Below are 21799 nucleotides of genomic sequence, written 5' to 3' on the forward strand. Positions count from 1 at the left end.
AGCAGGAAACCGATTCCGGCCTAAAAGCTCACCGGAATGACGGAGAAATACAGGGGAATTACAACCTATCGTCATTCCTGCATGTTGTTAGCAGGAATCCAAGCGCCAACTCCCAGCATGTCGTTATGCTGTTGATGACCGATAACCACAATCTATGATTAAATAGCATCTAGCATCTAGCATCTAGCATCTAGCATCTAGCATCTAGCATCTAGCTCCTGCTCCTGCTCCTGTTCAAAATACCACTTAGTGTGTTTGTGCACTTTTTCTTGTTTAAGCAAGTCGTTAATTTCAAACCACTGGTAACCGCCATGCTGAACGTCAAGGGGTAAGTTGGTTAAGTCGTCTCCAATATTCAGAACATAGGCTATGGCCACATAGTGAGTGGTAAATTCATCTCCAAATACATTGTCTTGATAAAAGTGATCAAAGGGGCCTAACAATGTGGCTTGATCGATGGTAAAAACTTGCCCAAGTTCTTCAGTGGTTAAGCGAACAAACGCATCGGCTAACGACTCATCTTTTAAAATACGACCACCAGGCACAAACCAATAATCTTTAGCTGGCCGATTTAAACGCTGACCTAACAAAGCCTGCCCTCGGTTATTTTTAATCACCAAATCAATCGACACCAAAGGTGTACTTTTAATAACAGTCGAAAACGTTTGTTTGTCTAAAAACATAATTATCCTGAAGGCAGTAGGTAGTAGATAGAAACTAGTGGATAGTGAAGAAGAGCTAAAAATAGATAGAAGTAAGTAAAAAGTTATTGAATGCTCTAAGCTATTCGCTTTTAACCCTGTCTAGCCACTAGCCACTAGCCACTAGCCACTAGCCACTGCCTTCTTTATTTCCTAAAACTATCCTGATTATCTAAGAACCATTGATAACTATTGGCTAGGCCTTGTTCTAAGTTGATTGAATATTCCCAACCTAGGTTTTTTAAGCGGTCTACGTTCATGAGTTTACGGGGGGCGCCGTCGGGTTTAGTGGTATCAAAGACTATCTCACCTTTGTAACCCACCACTTTTGCAACCGTTTCGACTAGCTCTCGTATAGTGCAATCCACGCCTGTACCCACGTTAATGTGGCTTAGCATTTCTTGGGTATTGTCAGCGTAGGTTTGCTGATCGAGATCCATTACATAAATCGATGCAGCAGCCATGTCGTCTACATGTAGAAACTCGCGCATAGGTTTACCTGAGCCCCAAGCAACCACTTCGGCTTGGTTATTTAATTTTGCCTCATGAAAACGCCGTAACAAAGCTGGGATAACATGGGAGTTTTCAGGATGAAAATTATCATTCGGCCCATACAAATTGGTTGGCATCACGCTGCGATAATTACGACCATATTGACGATTGTAGGACTCACACAATTTTATACCGGCTATTTTAGCCACAGCATAAGGCTCGTTTGTTGGCTCTAAGGTACCGGTTAGTAACGCTGATTCGGCCATGGGTTGCTCAGCCAATTTGGGATAAATACAAGACGACCCCAAAAATAACAGATCTTGTACGTTAGCTAAATGCGCACTGTGAATAATGTTGCACTGTATCATCAAGTTTTGATAAATAAACTCGGCTGGGTAGGTGTTGTTACCCACAATACCACCCACTTTAGCGGCGGCTAAATACACCTGGTCGATTTTTTCGGTATTAAAAAAATCCGCTACATCCTGTTGGCTTAATAAATCAAGTTCTTTACGACTACGCAAAACCAACTCAACGTCACCTTGTTTTTGCAATTGCCGCACAATAGCCGATCCCACCATGCCATTATGCCCCGCAACAAATACCTTTTTCATATTTTTTCCTTTTTGAATGCAGTTTACTGCAGAGAAAAGCAGAATAAATCAGACTAGGCAGGGAGATACAGTATGTTGCAGAGATAAGCAGGAAAAGTTTACTAGGCAAGGAATGAAAGAATATTGCAGACAGAAACAGAAAAAGCAGACTGGCCAGGAGGATACAGAGTTAATAGTTAACTGCTTCACTCAGCTTTACTATATTTTTCTTCCCTAAATTGCTTTCCCCTGCGTCAAGCTACTCTTTGCTGCCTTACCTTGCCCTTATCTGCTCCACCTTGCTCCTATCTGCCCTTACCTGCTCCACGCTGCTCTAATCTGCCCCACGCTGCTATTATCTGCCTTTATCTGCCCCACACTGCTCTTATCTGTTTTCCTACTCTTTCGAAACTGATATTTTATGCCCATGGGCTTTAAGTAATGCGGTTTGTTTAGCTATTGTTAGGTCATGTTCGACCATTTCGGCGCACATTTCTTCAACTGTTATTTCTGGTGTCCAGCCTAGTTTTTCTTTAGCTTTTGATGGGTCGCCTAAAAGAGTTTCAACTTCTGCTGGGCGGAAGTACCTAGGGTCTACTTTAACTATGACATCGCCTACTTTAACACTCGGTGCATTGTCACCTGTTACCGCAGTTACAGTGGCTATCTCATCTAAGCCTTCACCACTAAATTCAAGAGTAATGCCTGCATTTTCGGCAGAGATACGCACAAATTCGCGTACCGAAATTTGTTTGCCTGTGGCAATAACAAAATCTTCTGGCGTGTCTTGTTGTAGCATCATCCATTGCATACGTACGTAATCTTTGGCGTGTCCCCAGTCACGTAATGCATCCATATTACCTAGGTATAAACATGACTCTAAACCTTGGGCGATGTTGGCTATGGCTCGGGTGATTTTGCGGGTAACAAAGGTTTCACCGCGGCGCGGTGATTCGTGATTAAATAAAATACCGTTACAAGCATAAATGCCATAAGACTCTCTGTAGTTAACGGCTATCCAGTAGGCGTACATTTTAGCAACTGCGTACGGCGAGCGAGGGTGAAATGGGGTGGTTTCTTTTTGAGGTATTTCTTGTACTTCACCATATAACTCAGAGGTAGACGCTTGGTAAAATTTAGTTTTCTTTTCTAATCCCAAAAAGCGAATCGCTTCGAGTAACCTTAGGGTGCCAATAGCATCTACATCAGCGGTATATTCTGGTGCTTCGAACGACACTGCAACATGTGATTGGGCGCCTAAGTTGTACACTTCGTCGGGCTCAACATCTTTCATTATGCGGATCAGGTTAGATGAATCGCTTAAATCACCATAATGTAATTTAAAACGCGCGTTCTCAATATGTACATCTTCATAAATATGATCAACTCGTTGGGTATTAAACAGTGATGCTCTGCGCTTAATACCATGCACTTCATATCCTTTTTCCAACAACAATTCGGCTAAATAGGAGCCATCCTGTCCAGTGACTCCTGTAATAAGTGCTTTTTTCATGATGATTACTCTATCCCTTTTAATTATGAATTTTATTGACTAACAAGTTGCTGCAAATCTTCTACAAACTTGTCGAGTATTTTGTCTTTAGCTAGGTATTCTTCAGCGTATTGTCTAGCCACAGTGTTATGGTGACTTAAATCTAACTCAAACATTTTGGCTAACCCACCAAGAAATGCCTGTAAGTTTTCAGGCTCTACACATTGGTAAATACCGTCAAAGGTTTTGGCTAATTTACCTAGTTCAGTATCTGACTCTGCAGTGACCAGAGCATGACCTCCAGCCGAAAGTATATTGGTTAATTTTGACGGCAATACCGCATCGGCCGCGCCCTTTTTTTGAACCACTAAATGAATGTTGGCCAAGGCTAACATTTCGGGTACCCGTTCCCAGGGTTGTAGGGGTAAAAAATGCACATTTGTAAGATGCAGGTTGTTTGCCATATTTTTTAATTCATCAACATGAGCACCAGCCCCCACAAATACAAATTTGATTGAAGGCTGATCTAGGTAATGTTGTGCTGCTTCAAGCACAACTTCTAACCCTTGCTTTTTACCTATATTACCGGCGTATAAAACAATTTGGTCGGTAGGCGAAAAGCCCCATTCTTGTTTTAACTTATCACCACTAGTATTAGGAGTAACAAAGTCTGTGTCTGACCAATTGGGGAATAACAGTAATTTATCATCTGCTACGCCCTTTCGTTTGGCATTATCTAACATGCTATAAGAAATACTCGACACCGCATCAAACTTACTTAATAACCAGCGCTCTATTGTTTTAGCAAACTTACCTACCTTACCTTGCTCGGTACCAGCCATGCCTAAACCTAACATGGCATCAATTTCAAAATCTTGAATATGCATAATGGTTTTGGCACCGGTTAGTTTGCCTATTAGCAATACAATGGGTGCACAGAATAGGGTAGGTTGCACCAAAAAAATAACATCAGGCTTTTTAAATAGTTGCCCTAACAAGGCTAACCCAGAAGTAAATGCAAACGAAGATAAGTGAATAATGCGCTTAACCGTGGTGGCTTGTTTAGGCACATATAAAGGGCAGCGGTGCACTATTACGCCTTGTTCAAAACTTTTAGAATACCAGCCGTTTATAAACCCATCGTGTACTTGCCACTCTGGGTAGTAAGGCGGGGCAACCATAGCTTTTACTTCAATTCCACGTTTAACAAGTTCTGGGCACATTTCACCATTGTATTTGCCAATACCGGTTAGCTCGGGGGAATAGTTAAGGCTGTTTAGGATGAATTTCATTTGTAGTCCTCAAGAGAATAACCGCTATACTTTTCAAGGACTGATACTTTTTCAGCTATATTCATTTCTGTTTGCCATTCTCTCTCAACCTCAATACATTTGAGGTCAACCAGTGCTCTGTACCAGAACGCTTGCATAAAGTGGTATGCAAATCCTCTGCCGCCATCTAAAAAACCTAATTGAAGAATGTAACGGAAATTAAAATAAATAAACGGTCGCGCAAAGTAGGGCAATTTCATGTACACAGACTGTTTTAAAAAACGTTTCAATTTGATGGATAAACTGGTGGCTTGTGTAATTTTAGAATCGGTATTAGGCATAAGCCGCTTAAGCATAATGTCGACCATTTCTCGCGAAGCATATTTATTGTGTTTATCAATAAACCAACTTACAGAGTTAAGGTTATCGTCAGCAAACCCGCCCTGTAGAAAGGTAGATGTACCGTTGTTTAATACAATATGTTCATCCATCCACCGTTGCTCTATATGGGCGTGCCCGTTCCTAAAAAGTCGTAACATGGGTAATGGATAGCGCCCGCCATATTTAACCCACTTGCCTAAAAAAATATGTTTGCGGTGGAATATAGCTCCGTTGTGGCCGTTACCATCTAGTCTTATAAATTCGTTAATATTTGTTACAAGTTCTGAATCAATAGTTTCGTCTGCATCTAAACGAAGCACCCATTGATTATCCACCGCGCAGTTATCCATTGCCCATTGAAATTGTTGCGCCTGATTAACAAAGGGATTTTGAAAAACTTTTGCACCTAAATCCCTAGCTATTTCACAAGTTCTATCGGTTGAAAATGAATCAATCACTAAAACTTGTGCATTCAGGTTTTTGGCTGCATTTATACATCTCTCGATATGGAGTTGTTCGTTAAAGGTAAGAATGATTAGACTTAACTTATGTTCCATTTAATTAAACCTTGTGCGTTCTTTGATGTGTCTAGCTGGATTGCCAGCAGATACGCTCCAAGGTGCAGTTGATTTGACGACCACAGCTCTTGCACCAATTACAGAACCTTCGCTAAGTGTAACGCCAGGCCCTACAAAAGCCTCTGCACATACCCAAACGTCACTTTCAATACAAATAGGCGCCAATAATAAGGGGTGCAAAGGATCATTATAATCATGGGTGCTGGCGCAAAGATGAGCGCCCTGACTTACAGTGGTTCTTCTACCAATAGTGATTTTTCCTTGATTGTATACATTAACTTTTGGGCCTAATGTTGCCTTTTCCTCAATGGTTAGGTTTGAGGGCAGCCATATGCTTGCTGAGGGATAAATTCTAGCTGAAAAGTGCACATCAGCTCCGAAGGCTGAAAGTAAAAAACGTCTAAAAGTAAATAGAGGAGTGGGACTAAAACGAAACAGAAAAAAGTATACAGCTCCCCAAACAGCTCTTTGGACTTTGTTTCTAAGGGGGAAAACAGCGCTATTTAATGCGCTTTTGTTTTTTAATTTAGTCATATTAATTGCACTTATCTTCAGTAACAGATAGTAGTGTTTTTTCAAGATCCTCAACGGCAGCTTTCATTGAAAAATTTCGTCTATAGCAATCGACCGAATTTTGTTTCATTTGAATTTTCTGTTCAGTATCTAAAGATAACCAAGATCCTAAAGTGTCCTTTACTCCCGAAACCGAATCATCTTCTGCAAAACCAGCATACGCATCAACCACTTCAGTCCATATATTAACTTTTTTAGTTATGAGTACCGGAGTACCTGTCGAAAGCGCTTCAGATACAACAATGCCAAAGTTTTCTTGATGTGATGGCAATACAAATGCTTCACACGCATAAAATGCGCCCCATTTAATATCTGCGTCTAACATGCCTAACCAAGTGATTCTATTCTCAATTTTTAGGGCCTTTGCTCTTTCATGTAATTTTGGTCGTAAATTGTTGTGATCAGGCCCAGCCAATGCCAACTGTATGTCAGGATATCTGTCGTGTAATTTGCCCATAGCTTCGATTAATAAGTCGATTCCTTTTTTCTCATGAATACGGCTAAGAAATAATAGAAATGGTTTATCTGATAATGCTGGAAAGTGTTCATAAAATGCAGCCTTAGCATTTAACTCGGCAGTGTTAGGCACTGGGCTGCCATAGGCTACTACTTTTTCGTTTGCTGAATAAGGATTAAAAGGTTGGCGTGCTAGTCTTAATTCTTCTTTAGACGTAAACAATACTTGAGCTGCATTATTGATTGAATGCCTTTCAAAAAACTTCCAATAAAGTTTCTTTTTCATTCGTCCCAAAAAGTTTGTTTCGGTAAACCAAGGATCAAGCATGCCGTGAGTAAACAAAACATATGGAATGTTGTATTTAATGCAAGCTTTAGAGGTAGCGTAACTGTGATACTGCCAAACGCCATGGATAACGATTACGTCAAAGCTAGTTATATTTTTTTCGAGCCACAATTTAAATTGGCCGGAATATTTTAATGAACCCAATGAACTTTTATAGGTTACTAATGTAAAGGGAAAACCAGAAATATGATCTTCTATTGGGTTATCTAAAGATAAAACCGTAACCTCATGCCCTTTAGCAACTAATTCTGCTGAACTATTTAGCAAGCCATTAATTGGACCGCCATTGGCTTTATCAACTGAAGAGATTACTCGTAGTATTTTCATTTTATATTGTCTCTATCCATTGAATAGGCCTTTTTATATCCAGTTGTATACGCTGAGATCATCGCTTTCATAGAGAACCTTTTGGCATTCTCAATGGATTCTGTTGTTAAATCTTTACGAGCATTTAATTTTTTATGAATAATTTCAGCGGCCTGTGCAGGGATTTCAGGTTCAACGTATATAGCTGCTTCACCACCCACTTCTGTCATGGGAGCCCTTCCTGTGGTAATAACTATACAGCCACAAGCCTGTGCTTCGGCAATAGGCCAGCCAAAGCCTTCTTGAAGTGATGGAAAAATTAATGCGCCAGTGGTTGAATAAAAAGCACGGATTTCTTCATTGGTTAAATCATTGATTCCAATGACTTGATTTTTTATTCCAAGAGTGTTTATTTTATCCTTTAAATCATCAGGCCAAGGTTTACCTGCTAATACTAACTTATGGTCTTTATATTCAGGATACTGAATTAATTGGAAAAAAATTTCAGCAACACCTTTACGATTTTTGTACCATTGATTTCCACCTAAATGGAAAAAGTAAGATGGTTTTAAATCAGGTAATCGTTTATTAAGTAATGCCCAAGCTTCACCTTGCGACATAGGAGAATAAGGATAGTTGAGTGCATTGTAGGCAATTGAAGTTTGTTCTCTTGGGAAATCTAAGGTTTTGATTAATTCATCCCGTGTGTTTTTAGAAACACAAGTAACATGAGTACACGCCAGTAACCCAGAGGCAATCCATTTCTGCAAGCCTCGACCTGTAAACCCCGTTTTATTCGTTTCTATCAACCCTAAACCACTTTGGATGGCTAATAGGTCATGACAAGTCACTAAAGATGGTTTATTAATCCATTTGGCGTACATGGCGTTTGAGTGATCACATATATGCACCACATCTGCCCATTTAGCAGCTTGCTTTAATTGCCAACGAAATAGAAAAAAACGGTCAATGTAGCCTAACCATTTATTTAATCCATGCTCGGCCTGTTCACCTCTACATAAAATTGCTTTAGGACGCATCACATGAACGTCGTGACCGTCTGCAAGCAGGCCTTCTGTAAGCATATCCGCAAAACGTTGCATACTCTCTTGCTTGCTGAGAGTGTAATTAGCTATTAATAGAATTTTCATTTAGCACTTGTAACTTTGTGTAAGAAGGCCCTGACATTAAGAGTATTCTTTTCAAAAAGTAAGTATGCAAGGTAAGAGTACACATAAACACAAAGTAAAAGAAAGACAAATAAAGCAAATGAACTCCATTCAGGTTGGCTTTTTGTAATGCCTAGCTCAGATGCTAAATACAGCAATAGAGGAGCATGATACAAGTACAACGTGTATGAAAAGCTGGCCATTTTGACGTTAAACGCGGAGAAGAGAATTTTACTCGTTTGTAAACTATAAATTAAATAGCCTGTTGCAATAGCGAGAAAAAATAACGAAATTTTATAAACATTAAAAAAATTAATATAAGACAGGTATACCAATAATATAAAGATTAGTAGTGAAATATAAAGATGAGAATAACTCTCGCATTTGTTTTTATAAAGAAGATAAACAATTATCCCAATCAACCAATAAGCAAAATAAATGAATATATTTGTATTTAGAACAATAAGCAGAAGTACCAAAATAACCGCAGAGAAAAAACGGCTTAATGTTTTTTTGTTATAAATAAGACCCAAAATCAGAGGGAAAGTAATATAGTACCAGAATTCATAAGCTAAACTCCACAAAGGCCCATTACTCCCGAACTGAGTTGAATGTGATGTTTGCATCATTAATAAATTCATAACAAATGTATCAAAATTAACTCTTGTGGTAACATCATATGCAAATGGGCCAAAACCATATTCATTCATATAGTAAGGTTCGTATAAATAGCTGCCAAAATAATCCAAAGCAAACCCAATAATCAGAGCTGGGACTAAAACAACATAAAGTCTGCTGACTCGATTAACTAAGTAAATTCGCCATGAAAACTTATTGTTAATAAAACTATCTAAAGTATTACCACCTACCAAAAAACCACTTAAAACAAAAAACACAATGACGGCCTCATGGCCTATATTAGAAACAAAATAAAATATATCTAAGAACAAGTTAGATGAAACCAATTCACTGTATGGCACCATAATGGTGGATCTTATGTGGGCTACTACGACTACAAGCGCAGCAATCCAGCGTAACATATCTAAAAAATTAGAAAGTTCTGGAGTGATATGTACTCTTTCCTTGAAACTAGGGTGTAAGTTCTTAAAAATCATCAGCGGTCTTATGAAAAGTAATATTCGAAAAATAAGGTTTCAAACTTGAATTGTAAATCGCTTCAATTTTAAAATAATTACCAGGATACAAATGGACTTCCTTTTTTAATAAAGCCCCAGCAATAGCTACGTGTAACCTATCTGTATAGATAGTTTCAAAATAATCCAACTCTTTAAAAAATCGAGAAACAGGTGTTAAATGATTGCCTTTATGACTGATATCTATATTTGTCTCAGGTAATTTAATTACATTTGCGCTTTCGGTATCTTCTCTAAAAAAATTCCCAATCCCCAATCCTTTATTTCCCGTATAAAACTCACTCCCGATATAGAAAGCCATATCATGTGTAAATTTAGCGCTTAAAGCATTTTCTATGCTTTGGAATTTATCTCTTGCATAGAAAATGACATTATTAAAGTTGTACTCAAATTCATAAGTAGAAGGTAAAACAATAACTTTAAATCGCTTACTTAATTTTTTAACATAATTATTTTCCCAATTATTGCACCAAGCACCACCACCGCCATAAATTACAACACCTCCCCGTAAAAACGGTAAGATCCAATCCTTTTTATTTGGGGTGAGTTCTTTGTACTCAAGTCTAATTTCTTCCAGAAATTTTATAGTTCCATAGCGAATTAAACCATCACCCCAATTCCCGGGGTTTGGAAGGTAATACACTTTTTTTCCTTTACATTCCCTTAATATGGTTGATTTAAGTTCATTGAAATCATCTTTTTTAATCATAATTTTAACCTTATTCGTTGCTTAATAAATTGCATAGTCAAGTAAACGAAAACGAAAAATAACATTGTTCTTAACGAAACGATTAAGCCTCCTAAAGAACCTTCTATATTCGAAATTGAGTAAACAAGAAGAACATAAATTACTGAATACATTAAAAGAGAGTTTCTTAACGTATTAAGAAACCAAAGAGAGATTTTGAGATATACCAGAATAACTAAACTATAAAAAAAGAACCCTAAGAGCCAAAAATCTGCAATCAATTGCCCAATTATTGTTGTAGGAAAATCATCTTCACGTATCCTAAGGTGTTCAGCTATAAGGGTATCCCAATTTACGTATTCTTTAAAAGGTAATAATATTGAAGGAATAGAGTTTACTAATTCTTGCCATATTCCCGCACCAAAGGTAGGTGCTTTAAGCTCAAAGATGTACTGATTAACTAAAAATAAATTAAAATCTAAAGCAGTTGTCCTAACTGTGAGATTTGTTTCAGTGTTATCAAAATCAAAAGCTGCTTCCCAAAAATCAAATGTATTAAAAAATAGGCCAGGATTATCAACGATCATCCATGTACTAAATCTTATGGACTGATAAATATTTGACCCTAAAACTACAATCATCAAGAAGGTTAGTACTACAGGGATATGTTTTACCTGATAAAAATCAACTTTTTTCACAATCGAAACGATGAAAAAAACAAAAAACAAACCTAATATAAAATCTCTTCGGCCAGTAAAAAGCAAAAACATGAATATAAATATTAAGACGCTAGCAATTAAAAGTTTATGACCAATATGATTAATAGTAATGATTTTCACCAAACTAACAGACAAAATCAAATACAACAGTGGTAATAAAAAAGTAGAAAATAACACCCCGTATAAACTACTTTCTTTAGCAGTCTCTCCAACTGCAAGACGAAACAAAACACCGTACTGGGCATAAAAGTAATAGACAATAAATAAAAATAAGAAAACGAGAAAGTAGTAAGACCTCAAACTAATATTATTCAATCTGAAAACGAAGCTTTTAAAATCTAATAAATTAGTATTTAACTTTGATTTTTTTACATAAAAGGCAATTATTAAAAAAGAGAGTAGGGTACCCAAAATAAAAACATAATATTCTGAGTCATTAACGTAGTTTATTTCATACCCAGATAGTACAGGTAACATTAAGTAACTAAGATACGTAAGAATAACCATGAATTGAAATGGCGTGATAGAGTTACTAGTCCGTTTCATGTATGAGTAAACTAATAGAGAAAGTATTATGTTAGTAATGATAAAAAACATAATTATTGGTTTATCACTCGACCTAATACACTTTTAATCATATCCTCATTAAAAGAGCCGTTCTTATATACTTTTGTATTACCATTTTTAGAAATTTCATCGATTAGACTAGGATTTTGTAAAAGACCCAAGCATTTCTCAGCACACTCTTCTGGGGTTCTCCAAAAAACAGCTTCCACCCCATCTTTATATAAAAACTCATGCTCAGTCGTTCTCTCAGCACAAAATAAACTGCCAAGAGCAGGGATTTCCATGCTTCTTGTAGTATGTTCATCTCTATTACCTTTCGACAAAAGCCCTAAACATATTTTTGACTCTTGAATTGCTTTTGAATAATCCTTACCAAAAAAGCCATTAGAGGCTACACAATTCTTTAATTTAGGCCATTCAGGGGATTTCCCCCAATTTGGCCCAACAATGGTTAAAGGAACACCCAGTTCAATAAGTTTAAGCATAAATGGCCCCCTTTCCGGAAACCACGTTCCTAAGAACAATACATCAAACTTATATTTACCTTTATCGGACTTTGTAAGGTCAACAGGCTTATGCTCTATTTCATCTGCTGTCATGAATGTAAAATAAACCTGCTTTGCGCCAAATTGGTAAGCTTCAGCGATATTTGGTTTTCGTACAACGACAATCAGATCATATAGCGGTACTGATTTAAGATATCCTAAGTGCCTATTCCCATCTCTTTTTCCATACGGATCGTCAGTATTGTAATTAACTATTTTTTTTGTTGCCTGTTTAAGAATTTCAACCGATGAAGGGAATAGATAGTCTCCTGCATTAACCCAAACTAAATCATAAGTTGCTCTTTTCTTTAAAAACTTCTTTAATCCTACATTTATCCATGGCACAAAAAAAATTCCGCTAAACCGCCAGAATATTCGACTAACCCAAGCTGAATCAGGTAAAAATTTTCTAGGAGTAACAACCTCAACTGAATACCCTAATCTTTTCATTGCATTTAAGCGACACAGACTATTTCCATTGCATTCACCTACATATAGAATTCTCTTTATTTTCATTTTTTTAACTTACTCACTAGTAGGTTTATAAGTTGTTTCTTTATTTCTTTTGGGTAACACAGCCACGTCATATACCCAAACGATACTGAAATGACTACGCCAATAATCATGAAATAAAATCTATAGTTGTTTGTCTCAACCATGAAATAAAGTAGAGAAGCAAAAACTAATAAATTTGCGAATGTCATTACAAACAGAAAATAAGGTACTTTGAACCCGGCGTTTTTTAACCAGCTGAAAACAAATATCAGATATAAAAATAAGACAACGATTTCTACAATAAGTAACGCAAATGCTGCGCCTAGCAACTTGTGACTGGGTAACAACCAAGATATTAAAGCAATTAAGAGTAGCGTTGCTAACGCACTAATGAAAACCTGTTTTTCAACTAAATTATTACCTTTAACAATTGATTCAAGTGGTAGATATAAAGCATATACCACTACAATAATTGAAAAAACGGTAAAAACTTCATTATCAAAACTTAACTTACCAAGTGTCCACAGCTCAAACAAGAATGGCATTACTAACTGCAGAGTATAAACGAAAGGTATAATTAGAAAGGAAATTAACAACCAAATAAATGTATTTAAAACAAATACCTTATTAAACTCTTTATCCCTTATTGCCCCCATCAACTCAGGTTGTATAGCAAATGCTAAGCTATTGGCACCTTGCATTACAATATTTGAGGGTGTTCTCAATGTTGTGAATTGTGCTATCTGGTTAACAGGTAATGATGGCGCTAACAATATTCTTAACCCTACATTTCTGATAGAGTCTAATAAGTATTTAAGCATCAAATAAGACGATCCTTTAAAATAGCTTAAACCCAACAGTAAGGAAACATTCTTACACCAACCTAACTCATGTCTTCGTAGAACTTTAATTAAGAAGCAGGAGCTCAGCCAAAAAACTAGAATATCTGATAAAGCCATAACAAAGACGGTATTAAAAATACTTAATCCATTAGAAACCGATATAACAGCAACTAAATTGCTAATAACTAATCTACCTGTTCTAAACCATGAAAAGTAGGGGTTAAAACCGTAAGGTATAAGCCACTTTTCTAATACACCGTGAAAAGAACCTGATACTAGCCAAGCAATGCTGTATATAATTAAGAGCTGGCCTAATAAATTAGCCATTTCTGCTGATAAGCCTAATAGACTTCCTGTATCATACTTCCAAAACATCAAGCTCATGAATACTAATAATGCTGAAATCCCCATTACTATAATCATAGTAGAGGACATAATTGTGTTTACTGCAGGTTTTCTATCAGCCACCTTAATAACTTCAAACCCTACATATATCTGATAACCGTTGTAGATGATTATTAAAAAACTCCAGATACTTAAAAATACTAACCACAATCCGTAAGTCTCAGCTCCCCAATAACTTAAATAAACGGGTACTAGAGCGATTTGGATGACTATATTTGCCAAGAGTCCTACCCATGAGGCAAAGCTTGCAGATAAAATCCGTCTAGTAGTTGTTGTTGGTTTAACCATATACTATTTATTTTCCAGCGAGCTTGTAATTCGAACAAATCCTAAACATGATTTATATTTTTATAAGCATTTAAAATTCATATATATACCTTGTTTAAACAAAACACGTTTATAGATTTTGTTTGCAGTATTGAGTACGTAATCAATCATGCGTTTGACGATAATGGCATCACTTTGTGTTATGAAGTCGCTAAAATTATTCGGCACTGAACAGCAAGGGACTTCTTGTCGAGAGGAAGAAATAAAAAAATAATTAAAAGAAGCATTCTTAATAAACATGCTTACCCACAAACCCTTTAAATATTGTAAGGGTAACAATCTTAAAATCTAACCATAATGACCAATTTCGAATGTATTCTAAATCGTACTCTACGCGTGTTTTCATTTTGTCGACTGTTTCGGTTTCGCCCCGTGCTCCATTTACTTGAGCCCAGCCAGTTATGCCTGGTTTTACCTTGTGGCGGAGCATATAGAAGTCGACTATTTTGCGGTATTCTTCATTGTGCACTACTGCATGAGGGCGAGGGCCAATGACCGACATATCACCTTTTAATACGTTGATAAATTGCGGCAGTTCGTCTAACGATGTTTTACGTAAAAAAGCGCCTACTTTAGTGATGCGGGAGTCACCTTTTGTTGCTTGAGTGACAACGTCATCATTTTCGGTGACTGTCATTGAGCGAAACTTCCATATTTTTATCTTGCGGCCGTTTAGTCCGTATCTGTCTTGTTTAAAGATAATAGGGCCTTTTGAGGTGAATTTAACTGCTAGAGCAATGGCTAACATGGGGAGCGCAATAACAGATAAAATGCTAATGGAGAGGAATAAATCTTCTAAACGCTTCAACACACCTAAACTGCCTTGCATAGGGTTATCGTAAACGCTAATGGTTTGCACATCACCTACATGCGACATTTCGCCGTGCATTAAACAATACATAAACAAGTCGGGTACCACATGCACATTGGCAGTTGAGTCGCCTAAAGCAAATAACATTTCTTCAATACGAACTTTTGCTTGAATAGGCAGGGTGATATAAATAACGTCGTATTTGTTGTTCTTAGCGTTTTTGATGCCTTCAGCAATACTGCCACGAAGATAGTAATGATAGTCTTCATCGAGCCTAGTTTTGTCACGGTCGTCATAAAAGGCTGCCATACGGTAACCTGTTTCTGGATTATCTAGGACCTCTTTAGCTAACCGTATTCCTTTTTCAGACAAACCAAAAATGGCAATGTTACGGGTGTTGTATCCCTTACGGCGCATGCTCGACAAAAACATCTGAAAACAAAAGCGCCATGCAATCAAGCTAAATAGCGATGAGCACATCCATAAACCTAATGCCACACGGGAAAAGTCTGTTGCTGTTTTTGAAAAAAACAAGTAACCAAACACTACAACTGATGAAAATGCCCAGCAGGTAAAGGTATAAAAAATGATTTGTGTAAAAAAGCCAGCCCGCCAAGAACGATAGAGTGCGAATGATTCTGCAATTAACGCAAAAGCCACTGAGCCTATGAGTGAGATCGTAAAGTAATGTTCGTCGTAACCTTGGGTGTAAAACATTACGCATACATAGAGAAGTACTTGAATCAAAATAATATCAATTAAGCGATATAAGGCCGCCATTTTATTGGTATTATTTTTAACCATTCCATGCTGTTGCTTAGTCATTTTATTTACTTCCTTTGCATTCTATATTTAACGGGTTATTTAGCTAAATCTTCAAGAATGTAGTTGCGCACAATGTTTAAATTGTGACTTCCGTTACAATAAGTGACTTCTTTAATCGTTATTTTTTCTAGCAACTTACTTAGAGTTGCCATTCTGCTTTGTTCAACACCTAAGGCTCTATAGGCATCACCTAAAATACTGTTTTGCAACAGTAGTATTAAGGCTCTGCTGCCTTTAACCGTTTTAATTTCACAGCTTTTTTGTGTGTCAGTTACTCGGTTAAGTACATATATTGTCGTTAATATTTGGCTGGTATCACCAGCGGATAAATTGCCCTCTAGTTTTATAACTCGCTTGCTAAACCCGTCGTGTACCTTGCTCAGTAATTCGTGATTAACATTCAGTTCTGTTTGCACCGAATCAGGCCACATTCTTGCGATTGGCCAACTTGGATAAACTCTAAACTGTTCACCATTATTTTCTGGATGTAACGCCATCATATCGTCGGTCATCCATGAAAAACCGCTATCGCATAATTTTGCGCTTAGTGTGGACTTTCCAGTGCCACTTGGCGCCACTAATCCTATTGCTTGCCCATTGTATTCAAGTGCATTGCCATGAATACATAATACTTGGCTCATCTCTAACCAAACGGCTAACCCAACCGTTTGAAAATAATGGGAAGAGCCTGTGCCTAGCGCCTGCCAATCTATGGTTAGTTGGTTGCCAGTAAATTTAAAAACACCTTGGCCTTCGCAATTTACTTGTAAACTACTACTAGTGGCGCTTCTGAATAGGTTGAGTTCGGTGCGGTACCTCTCGCCCTGATCAACCAAAGACCAAATTTTATCGCCTAACGTACTTTCTATTATTGAGTCGAAATTCAAAGACAGATTGTAAGGTAAGCTTTTTTTTGAGCCCAAAACGCCACAAGCTACGCCATGTAAAGGCATAGAATAAAAATCTTTTAACATTAGTTTCTGTCAGAAGTATCAGGCCCTAAAGTTAGTCTTTAGAGCCTGAAAAAACAGTCTACCCCTGGAAAGGGTTGCGCTTAGTATGACCACCGTTTTCGTCTGGAACACTTCCAGAGAAACCTTGAGTCAACTCAGCTAAGCTGCCTACTTTTGTAAGTTCAGGCTTTACGTATTCACGTTTTTCGCTTGAATTAATAGTTGAATCAGTCATGTGAACTCTCCTTAAGCCTGTTTGCGACGCACCACTAAACCACCAAGGGCTAGTAGTAATAAAGATAATGTTGCTGGTGCAGGTACGTTTTTAATATCCGTATCTGCAAAAAAGTTGATGCTGCCTTGGCTGTCTAAATCAAGCGCAATTGATAAGGTGCTATATAACTCTTCTTGAATTAGGTCGCTGTAGGTGGCTAGTGCAGTTACGCCTGATGGTTTAATTATAAATGCGCGCCCTAAACCAGAACCATTTCCGTTGTCGTCGAATTCAGAATCGAACACTACGTCGGTACCTAAAGCACTAATTACAATTGACGTTAACATAATCTGAGATTTGTTGGTGAGTGACCAAAGACCAAAAAATACATCGTCATCTAAAAAAGTTTCAGTGCCGTTGTTGTCTACGTTACCTATAGAGTCGCCTTTCTGGGTGAGTGAAAACATAGAGCCGTTTACACCGCCTTCTTCACCTTCTAACGAAACTGTGTCGGTTAAGCCAGTACCAGTACTAATAACCTGCCAGGTTAACGTTTCTGTAAGGCCACCTGTAAAGTTAGCTGTTACTTGCAAACCAGCCATATCTGCGCCAGTAATTATACTTGTAAAGCTTGCGTGAGCTTGACTTGCGCCAAACATTGATAGAAAACCCAAAAGTAAAAGCTTTTTCATATCCGTCTCCAAAAGTTAGGGTGTTGTCTTCAGTTAATAAATTAACCGATTAAATCTAATTTTTGAAATGCAATAAGTAGGCCGTTTATTTTATTTTCTTATAAATCAGTGCTTTATTTAGTGTTGGTAATTTATTTATAGTATTTTGTGGGTTTCGGCACTAAATGTTGATTAAAGTTGTAAAAAAATCCGACATTGCACTGTTTTTGATCCCAATTGGTTCATTTTTTAGATAAGTAAATTTTAATTGGTTATAGTTTGTGCTTGATATCATTGATATTTACTTAAAAAGGTTAGTAAAACTGATGTTTATATGTGTTTTCAAAGAATGTTCACAAAAAGTTAACAAAAATGTCATGTTTGATGGTTTGGATAGCTTCCACAAAAGACTGAGTACACATTATCCGCAGCGCTTTGCTAGCCTCATTTCTATTGAGAAAGAAAACAACCTAATTCTATACTCTGATGACAGTGCAAAGTTCGAACCAAAATTTGATTTTGCTGACTTTAATAAAAAAATAGTTAATAAAAGCATATTGTTAGGTGAGTCTGCGGGTACTAAAATATCTTTCACGTCGTCTTTGAGCGGCGAAGATTGCACCAGTCTGGATGTTTCTGCACATAAATTAAGCAAAATGTTCGCCCAAGATAAAAGTGAAATATTTTCGAAATTGGAAAATAGTTTTTTACTTGTGGCCATAGCAGCTGACCAAAATAGTATCCATATCGCAACAGACCCTCTTAGTTCTCGTTCAATTTATTGGGTAGAGGATGCAGATTGCAGAATTGTTTCTACCGACCTGCAATTTATAAAAACTATGTTGGGTAAAGAATTGACGCTTTCTGCGCGGGGTTTATCGAGTTGGTTGAGTGGTTATCCTAACCCCGCCATATCACTTTTTGAGCAGGTAAATGTGTTACCCATTGGTTACAGGCTTGAATTGCCGTTGGATAATAAAGCTAAAATCGCCAAATTTTGGGATATTGATCCCGATAATAAAATCACCTTAGCCACTCAGGCAGAGTATTCCGAAGGTTTTAATGAGTTATTAAACCATAGTGTGACTGATGCCTGTGATTCCCAGCAGTCGTTAATAGCGTCACAAATGAGTGGCGGCTTAGATTCAACCAGTATTACCGCTTTGGCTAACGACTATTTAAACGGTGTAGATAAGAAGGTATTGCCTTTATCTCATATCTATACTCAGTCTGAGAAATCTGATGAAAGTCAATTGGTTAAGGATATGTTGGGTTTCTTAAAAATTGATAAAAGTATTCAAATGTCGGTGGATGAAGGTAAAGATCGCGACTTTTTAGCCTTGTATCCCACAGACTTAGAAAGTCCGGGAACAGTGTTGTCACCTCGTTATGTAAAAGAATTAGCCTTAGTGAAAGAGGCGGGCGCCGATGTGCTACTTACGGGTAATGGCGGCGATGAGATGTGCTGGGGGCATAGCGTTGCCTATACACAAAGGTTTAAACAAGGTGATTGGCGCGTTGTGACAGAGGTACTCAAGGCTTGTGATGCCGTAGGAATGTCGAAACGCCAAACATTAAGCAACTTATTTGTGAAACCTTTAGTACCAGAAATAGTGTTAAAAATCCTGACACTTAATCGCAAACGAACCGATGAACAGGCCATGCCAATTTGGTTAACCGATAAAGCTAAGTCATTATCTATTGAAGAAACACGCATTAATAATCCCTTTGATATAAACAAAGACCCTGTTGGTTACAACAGATATAGCAGCTTAAAAACAACCTCGACTTACAATGCAGTGCGTTCTTATGAAAAAGTGGCGCAACAATTTGATATTGATGTACGCCATCCGTTTTTTAATACTGCTATTGCCGAGTTTACTTTTGCGATCCCCGCTAAACAATTGATACAAGGGCCTTATCCAAAGTGGCTTTTAAGGAATGCCATGAGTGATAGGTTACCCAGCAGTGTTTGCTGGAATCTCAAAAAAACCACTTTTGACCAACACTTCGGCAATTTGGTAAGAGAAAACGCCACTGAACTACGAGACATTCTCAAAGATCAGCGGCTTGCCGATATGGGCCTAGTTAACCAGTCGTTGTTATTAGCTGAGTTCGACAGAGTCGTGGTTAACCCAGACTTACCACTACAAGTGGACCTACTCTATGCCATATTGACATTTTCGTGGCTTAAAACGCATTTTCCTGGATAGGAGCAGGGAAGGGCAGAGTAAAGCAGATAAGTTCAGGGAAAGGCAGATAAGGGCAAAGAAGGGCAGAGTAAAGCAGAAAAAGGCTGGGAAATGCAGGTTAAATTGGTTGGCTGCTCAAGTTCGAATAATTCGCGACTCCTCAGTGTCAAATAACTCGTCATTCCTCAGTGTCAAATAACTCACGACTCATCAATGTCAAACACCTCACGGCTCCTCAATACCAAACAACTCGTCATTCCTGCATGTTGTTAGCAGGAATCTATCTTTAGTCTTACCCTTTGAGAAAAACCGATTCCGGCTTAAAAGACTACCGGAATGACGGTGGCGGTTTTGTCATTCCTCAGTGTCAAATAACTCACGACTCATCAATGTCAAACACCTCACGACTCCTCAATACCAAACAACTCGTCATTCCTGCATGTTGTTAGCAGGAATCTATCTTTAGTCTTAGCCTTTGATAAAACCGATTCCGGCTCAAAAGACTGCCGGAATGACGGTGGCGGTTTTGTCATTCCTCAGTGTCAAACACCTCACGACTCCTCAATACCAAACAACTCGTCATTCCTGCATGTTGTTAGCAGGAATCTATCTTTAGTCTTACCCTTTGAGAAAACCGATTCCGGCTTAAAAGCCTGCCGGAATGACGGTGGTGGTTATGTCATTCCTCAGTGTCAAATAACTCGCGACACATCGGTGTAAAAGTATTCGCGACTCCTTAATGTCGAATAAGTCGTCATTCCTGCATGTAGTTAGCAGGGATCTATCTTTAGTCTTACCCTTTGAGAAAAACCGATTCCGGCTCAAAAGACTACCGGAATGACGGCGGTGGTTATGTCGTTCATCAGTGTCGAACAATTCGCGGCTCCTCAATGTCGAATAGGTCGTCATTCCTGCATGTTGTTAGCAGGAATCTATGCACTGTCATCACCACATGTTTAAAGTAATGTGGGGTATAGATCGTTCCAATTTATATTCTCTTTTTCAATTAGCTGTATTTTCCAGCTGCGTTTCCATTTTTTCAGCTGTTTTTCTCGACTAATAGCGGTATACATATCGGTGTAAATCTCATAATAAACCAAATTATGTAATTGATATTTAGAGCTAAATCCTTCAATTGAGTTATTTTTGTGTTGCCAAATACGTTTTACTAACGTACTTGTGACACCTATATATAACGTGCCGTATTTCTTATTTGACAGTATGTAAACTGCTGGCTGTTTCATGAGAGTCCATTCTTTTTGAAAAATGCTTAATTTAATATGTATAGGGTATTTATATGCTGCTTGCCATATAACTCGTCATTCCTCAGTGCCAAATAAGTCGTCATTCCTGCATGTTGTTAGCAGGAATCTACTTTTAGGCTTAGCCTTTGAGAAAACCGATTCCGGCTTAAAAGCCTGCCGGAATGACGGCGGTGGTTATGTCATTCCTCAATGTCGAACAATTCGCTACTCCTCAATACCAAACAATTTGTCATTCCTGCATGTTGTTAGCAGGAATCTATTTTTAGTCTTACCCTTTGAGAAAACCGATTCCGGCTCAAAAGACTGCCGGAATGACGGTGGTGGTTATGTCATTCTTCAAGGTCAAACAATTCGCGACTCTTTAATGTCGATAACTCGCGATTCTTCAGTATCAAACACCTCACGGCTCCTCAATACCAAACAATTCGTCATTCCTCAGTGTCAGATAACTCGTCATTCCTGCATGTTGTTAGCAGGAATCTATTTTTAGTCTTATGCTTTGAGAAAACCGATTCCGGCTCAAAAGCCTGCCGGAATGACGGCGGTGGTTATGTCATTCTTCAAGGTCGATCAACTCGCTACTCCTCAATACCAAACAATTTGTCATTCCTGCATGTTGTTAGCAGGAATCTATTTTTAGTCTTAGCCTTTGAGAAAACCGATTCCGGCTTAAAAGCCTGCCGGAATGACGATGATAGATTAGCGAGAGTGATCGGAATGACGATGATAGATTAGCGAGAGTGATCGGAATGACGATGATAGATTAGC

General features: G+C 37.9%; 19 protein-coding genes. 1 reads left to right on the forward strand and 18 read right to left on the reverse strand.

Going from position 1 to position 21799, the window contains the following annotated elements:
* Positions 1-197: 197 nt before the first annotated feature.
* The 17 genes from AAC000_RS22950 to AAC000_RS23030 form a co-directional block, all read right to left on the reverse strand.
* The gene (locus AAC000_RS22950; protein ID WP_339726231.1) at positions 198-683 is read right to left on the reverse strand and encodes a GDP-mannose mannosyl hydrolase; all 486 of its coding nucleotides are present in this window, start codon (positions 681-683) and stop codon (positions 198-200) included.
* A 164-nt stretch (positions 684-847) separates the two neighbouring features.
* Positions 848-1807 carry a GDP-L-fucose synthase gene (locus AAC000_RS22955; RefSeq protein WP_339726232.1) on the reverse strand — a complete coding sequence of 320 codons (960 nt, stop codon included), beginning with the start codon at positions 1805-1807 and terminating at the stop codon, positions 848-850.
* 376 nt (positions 1808-2183) lie between these two features.
* Complete coding sequence (gene gmd, locus AAC000_RS22960) at positions 2184-3299, reverse strand: GDP-mannose 4,6-dehydratase (RefSeq protein ID WP_339726233.1); 1116 nt, start codon at positions 3297-3299, stop codon at positions 2184-2186.
* 32 nt (positions 3300-3331) lie between these two features.
* Entirely contained in the window at positions 3332-4570 is a 1239-nt protein-coding gene (locus tag AAC000_RS22965) for a glycosyltransferase WbuB (protein ID WP_339726234.1), read from the reverse strand.
* A complete protein-coding gene (locus tag AAC000_RS22970) occupies positions 4567-5487 on the reverse strand; it encodes a glycosyltransferase family 2 protein (RefSeq protein ID WP_339726235.1) in 921 nt (306 codons plus the stop codon). The genes AAC000_RS22965 and AAC000_RS22970 overlap by 4 nt, the downstream gene beginning before the upstream one ends.
* A complete protein-coding gene (locus AAC000_RS22975; protein ID WP_339726236.1) occupies positions 5488-6042 on the reverse strand; it encodes a putative colanic acid biosynthesis acetyltransferase in 555 nt (184 codons plus the stop codon).
* 1 nt (position 6043) lies between these two features.
* Positions 6044-7210 carry a glycosyltransferase gene (locus tag AAC000_RS22980; RefSeq protein ID WP_339726237.1) on the reverse strand — a complete coding sequence of 389 codons (1167 nt, stop codon included), beginning with the start codon at positions 7208-7210 and terminating at the stop codon, positions 6044-6046.
* On the reverse strand, positions 7207-8340 hold the full coding sequence (locus AAC000_RS22985; RefSeq protein WP_339726238.1) for a glycosyltransferase family 1 protein: 1134 nt from the start codon (positions 8338-8340) through the stop codon (positions 7207-7209). Before AAC000_RS22985 ends, AAC000_RS22980 begins: the two co-directional genes overlap by 4 nt.
* Positions 8337-9473 (reverse strand): acyltransferase, encoded by a 1137-nt coding sequence (locus AAC000_RS22990; protein WP_339726239.1) that lies wholly within the window; start codon positions 9471-9473, stop codon positions 8337-8339. The genes AAC000_RS22985 and AAC000_RS22990 overlap by 4 nt, the downstream gene beginning before the upstream one ends.
* Positions 9463-10221 carry a polysaccharide pyruvyl transferase family protein gene (locus tag AAC000_RS22995; protein WP_339726240.1) on the reverse strand — a complete coding sequence of 253 codons (759 nt, stop codon included), beginning with the start codon at positions 10219-10221 and terminating at the stop codon, positions 9463-9465. The genes AAC000_RS22990 and AAC000_RS22995 overlap by 11 nt, the downstream gene beginning before the upstream one ends.
* Positions 10218-11396: an O-antigen polymerase gene (locus tag AAC000_RS23000; protein WP_339726241.1), complete on the reverse strand. Its 1179-nt coding sequence runs from the start codon at positions 11394-11396 to the stop codon at positions 10218-10220. Before AAC000_RS23000 ends, AAC000_RS22995 begins: the two co-directional genes overlap by 4 nt.
* 122 nt (positions 11397-11518) lie before the next feature.
* Positions 11519-12547, reverse strand: coding sequence for a glycosyltransferase (locus tag AAC000_RS23005; RefSeq protein ID WP_339726243.1), 1029 nt, complete (start codon positions 12545-12547; stop codon positions 11519-11521).
* On the reverse strand, positions 12544-14061 hold the full coding sequence (locus tag AAC000_RS23010; RefSeq protein WP_339726245.1) for a hypothetical protein: 1518 nt from the start codon (positions 14059-14061) through the stop codon (positions 12544-12546). The genes AAC000_RS23005 and AAC000_RS23010 overlap by 4 nt, the downstream gene beginning before the upstream one ends.
* Positions 14062-14329: 268 nt before the next feature.
* Positions 14330-15736 carry an undecaprenyl-phosphate glucose phosphotransferase gene (locus AAC000_RS23015; protein WP_339726246.1) on the reverse strand — a complete coding sequence of 469 codons (1407 nt, stop codon included), beginning with the start codon at positions 15734-15736 and terminating at the stop codon, positions 14330-14332.
* 35 nt (positions 15737-15771) lie between these two features.
* Positions 15772-16710 (reverse strand): hypothetical protein, encoded by a 939-nt coding sequence (locus tag AAC000_RS23020; protein WP_339726247.1) that lies wholly within the window; start codon positions 16708-16710, stop codon positions 15772-15774.
* Between the two features lie 58 nt (positions 16711-16768).
* Positions 16769-16924: a lasso RiPP family leader peptide-containing protein gene (locus tag AAC000_RS23025; RefSeq protein ID WP_215930163.1), complete on the reverse strand. Its 156-nt coding sequence runs from the start codon at positions 16922-16924 to the stop codon at positions 16769-16771.
* 11 nt (positions 16925-16935) lie between these two features.
* Positions 16936-17595, reverse strand: coding sequence for a PEP-CTERM sorting domain-containing protein (locus AAC000_RS23030; protein ID WP_339726253.1), 660 nt, complete (start codon positions 17593-17595; stop codon positions 16936-16938).
* Between the two features lie 305 nt (positions 17596-17900).
* On the opposite strand from AAC000_RS23030, the gene AAC000_RS23035 reads away from it, so the two are divergent.
* Entirely contained in the window at positions 17901-19787 is a 1887-nt protein-coding gene (locus AAC000_RS23035) for an asparagine synthase C-terminal domain-containing protein (RefSeq protein WP_339726255.1), read from the forward strand.
* A 935-nt stretch (positions 19788-20722) separates the two neighbouring features.
* Here AAC000_RS23035 and AAC000_RS23040 read toward each other — a convergent pair.
* Positions 20723-21010, reverse strand: coding sequence for a GIY-YIG nuclease family protein (locus AAC000_RS23040; protein WP_339726257.1), 288 nt, complete (start codon positions 21008-21010; stop codon positions 20723-20725).
* Between the last annotated feature and the right edge of the window lie 789 nt (positions 21011-21799).

It is taken from the genome of uncultured Paraglaciecola sp., assembly GCF_963977085.1.
Classification (GTDB): Bacteria; Pseudomonadota; Gammaproteobacteria; order Enterobacterales; family Alteromonadaceae; genus Paraglaciecola.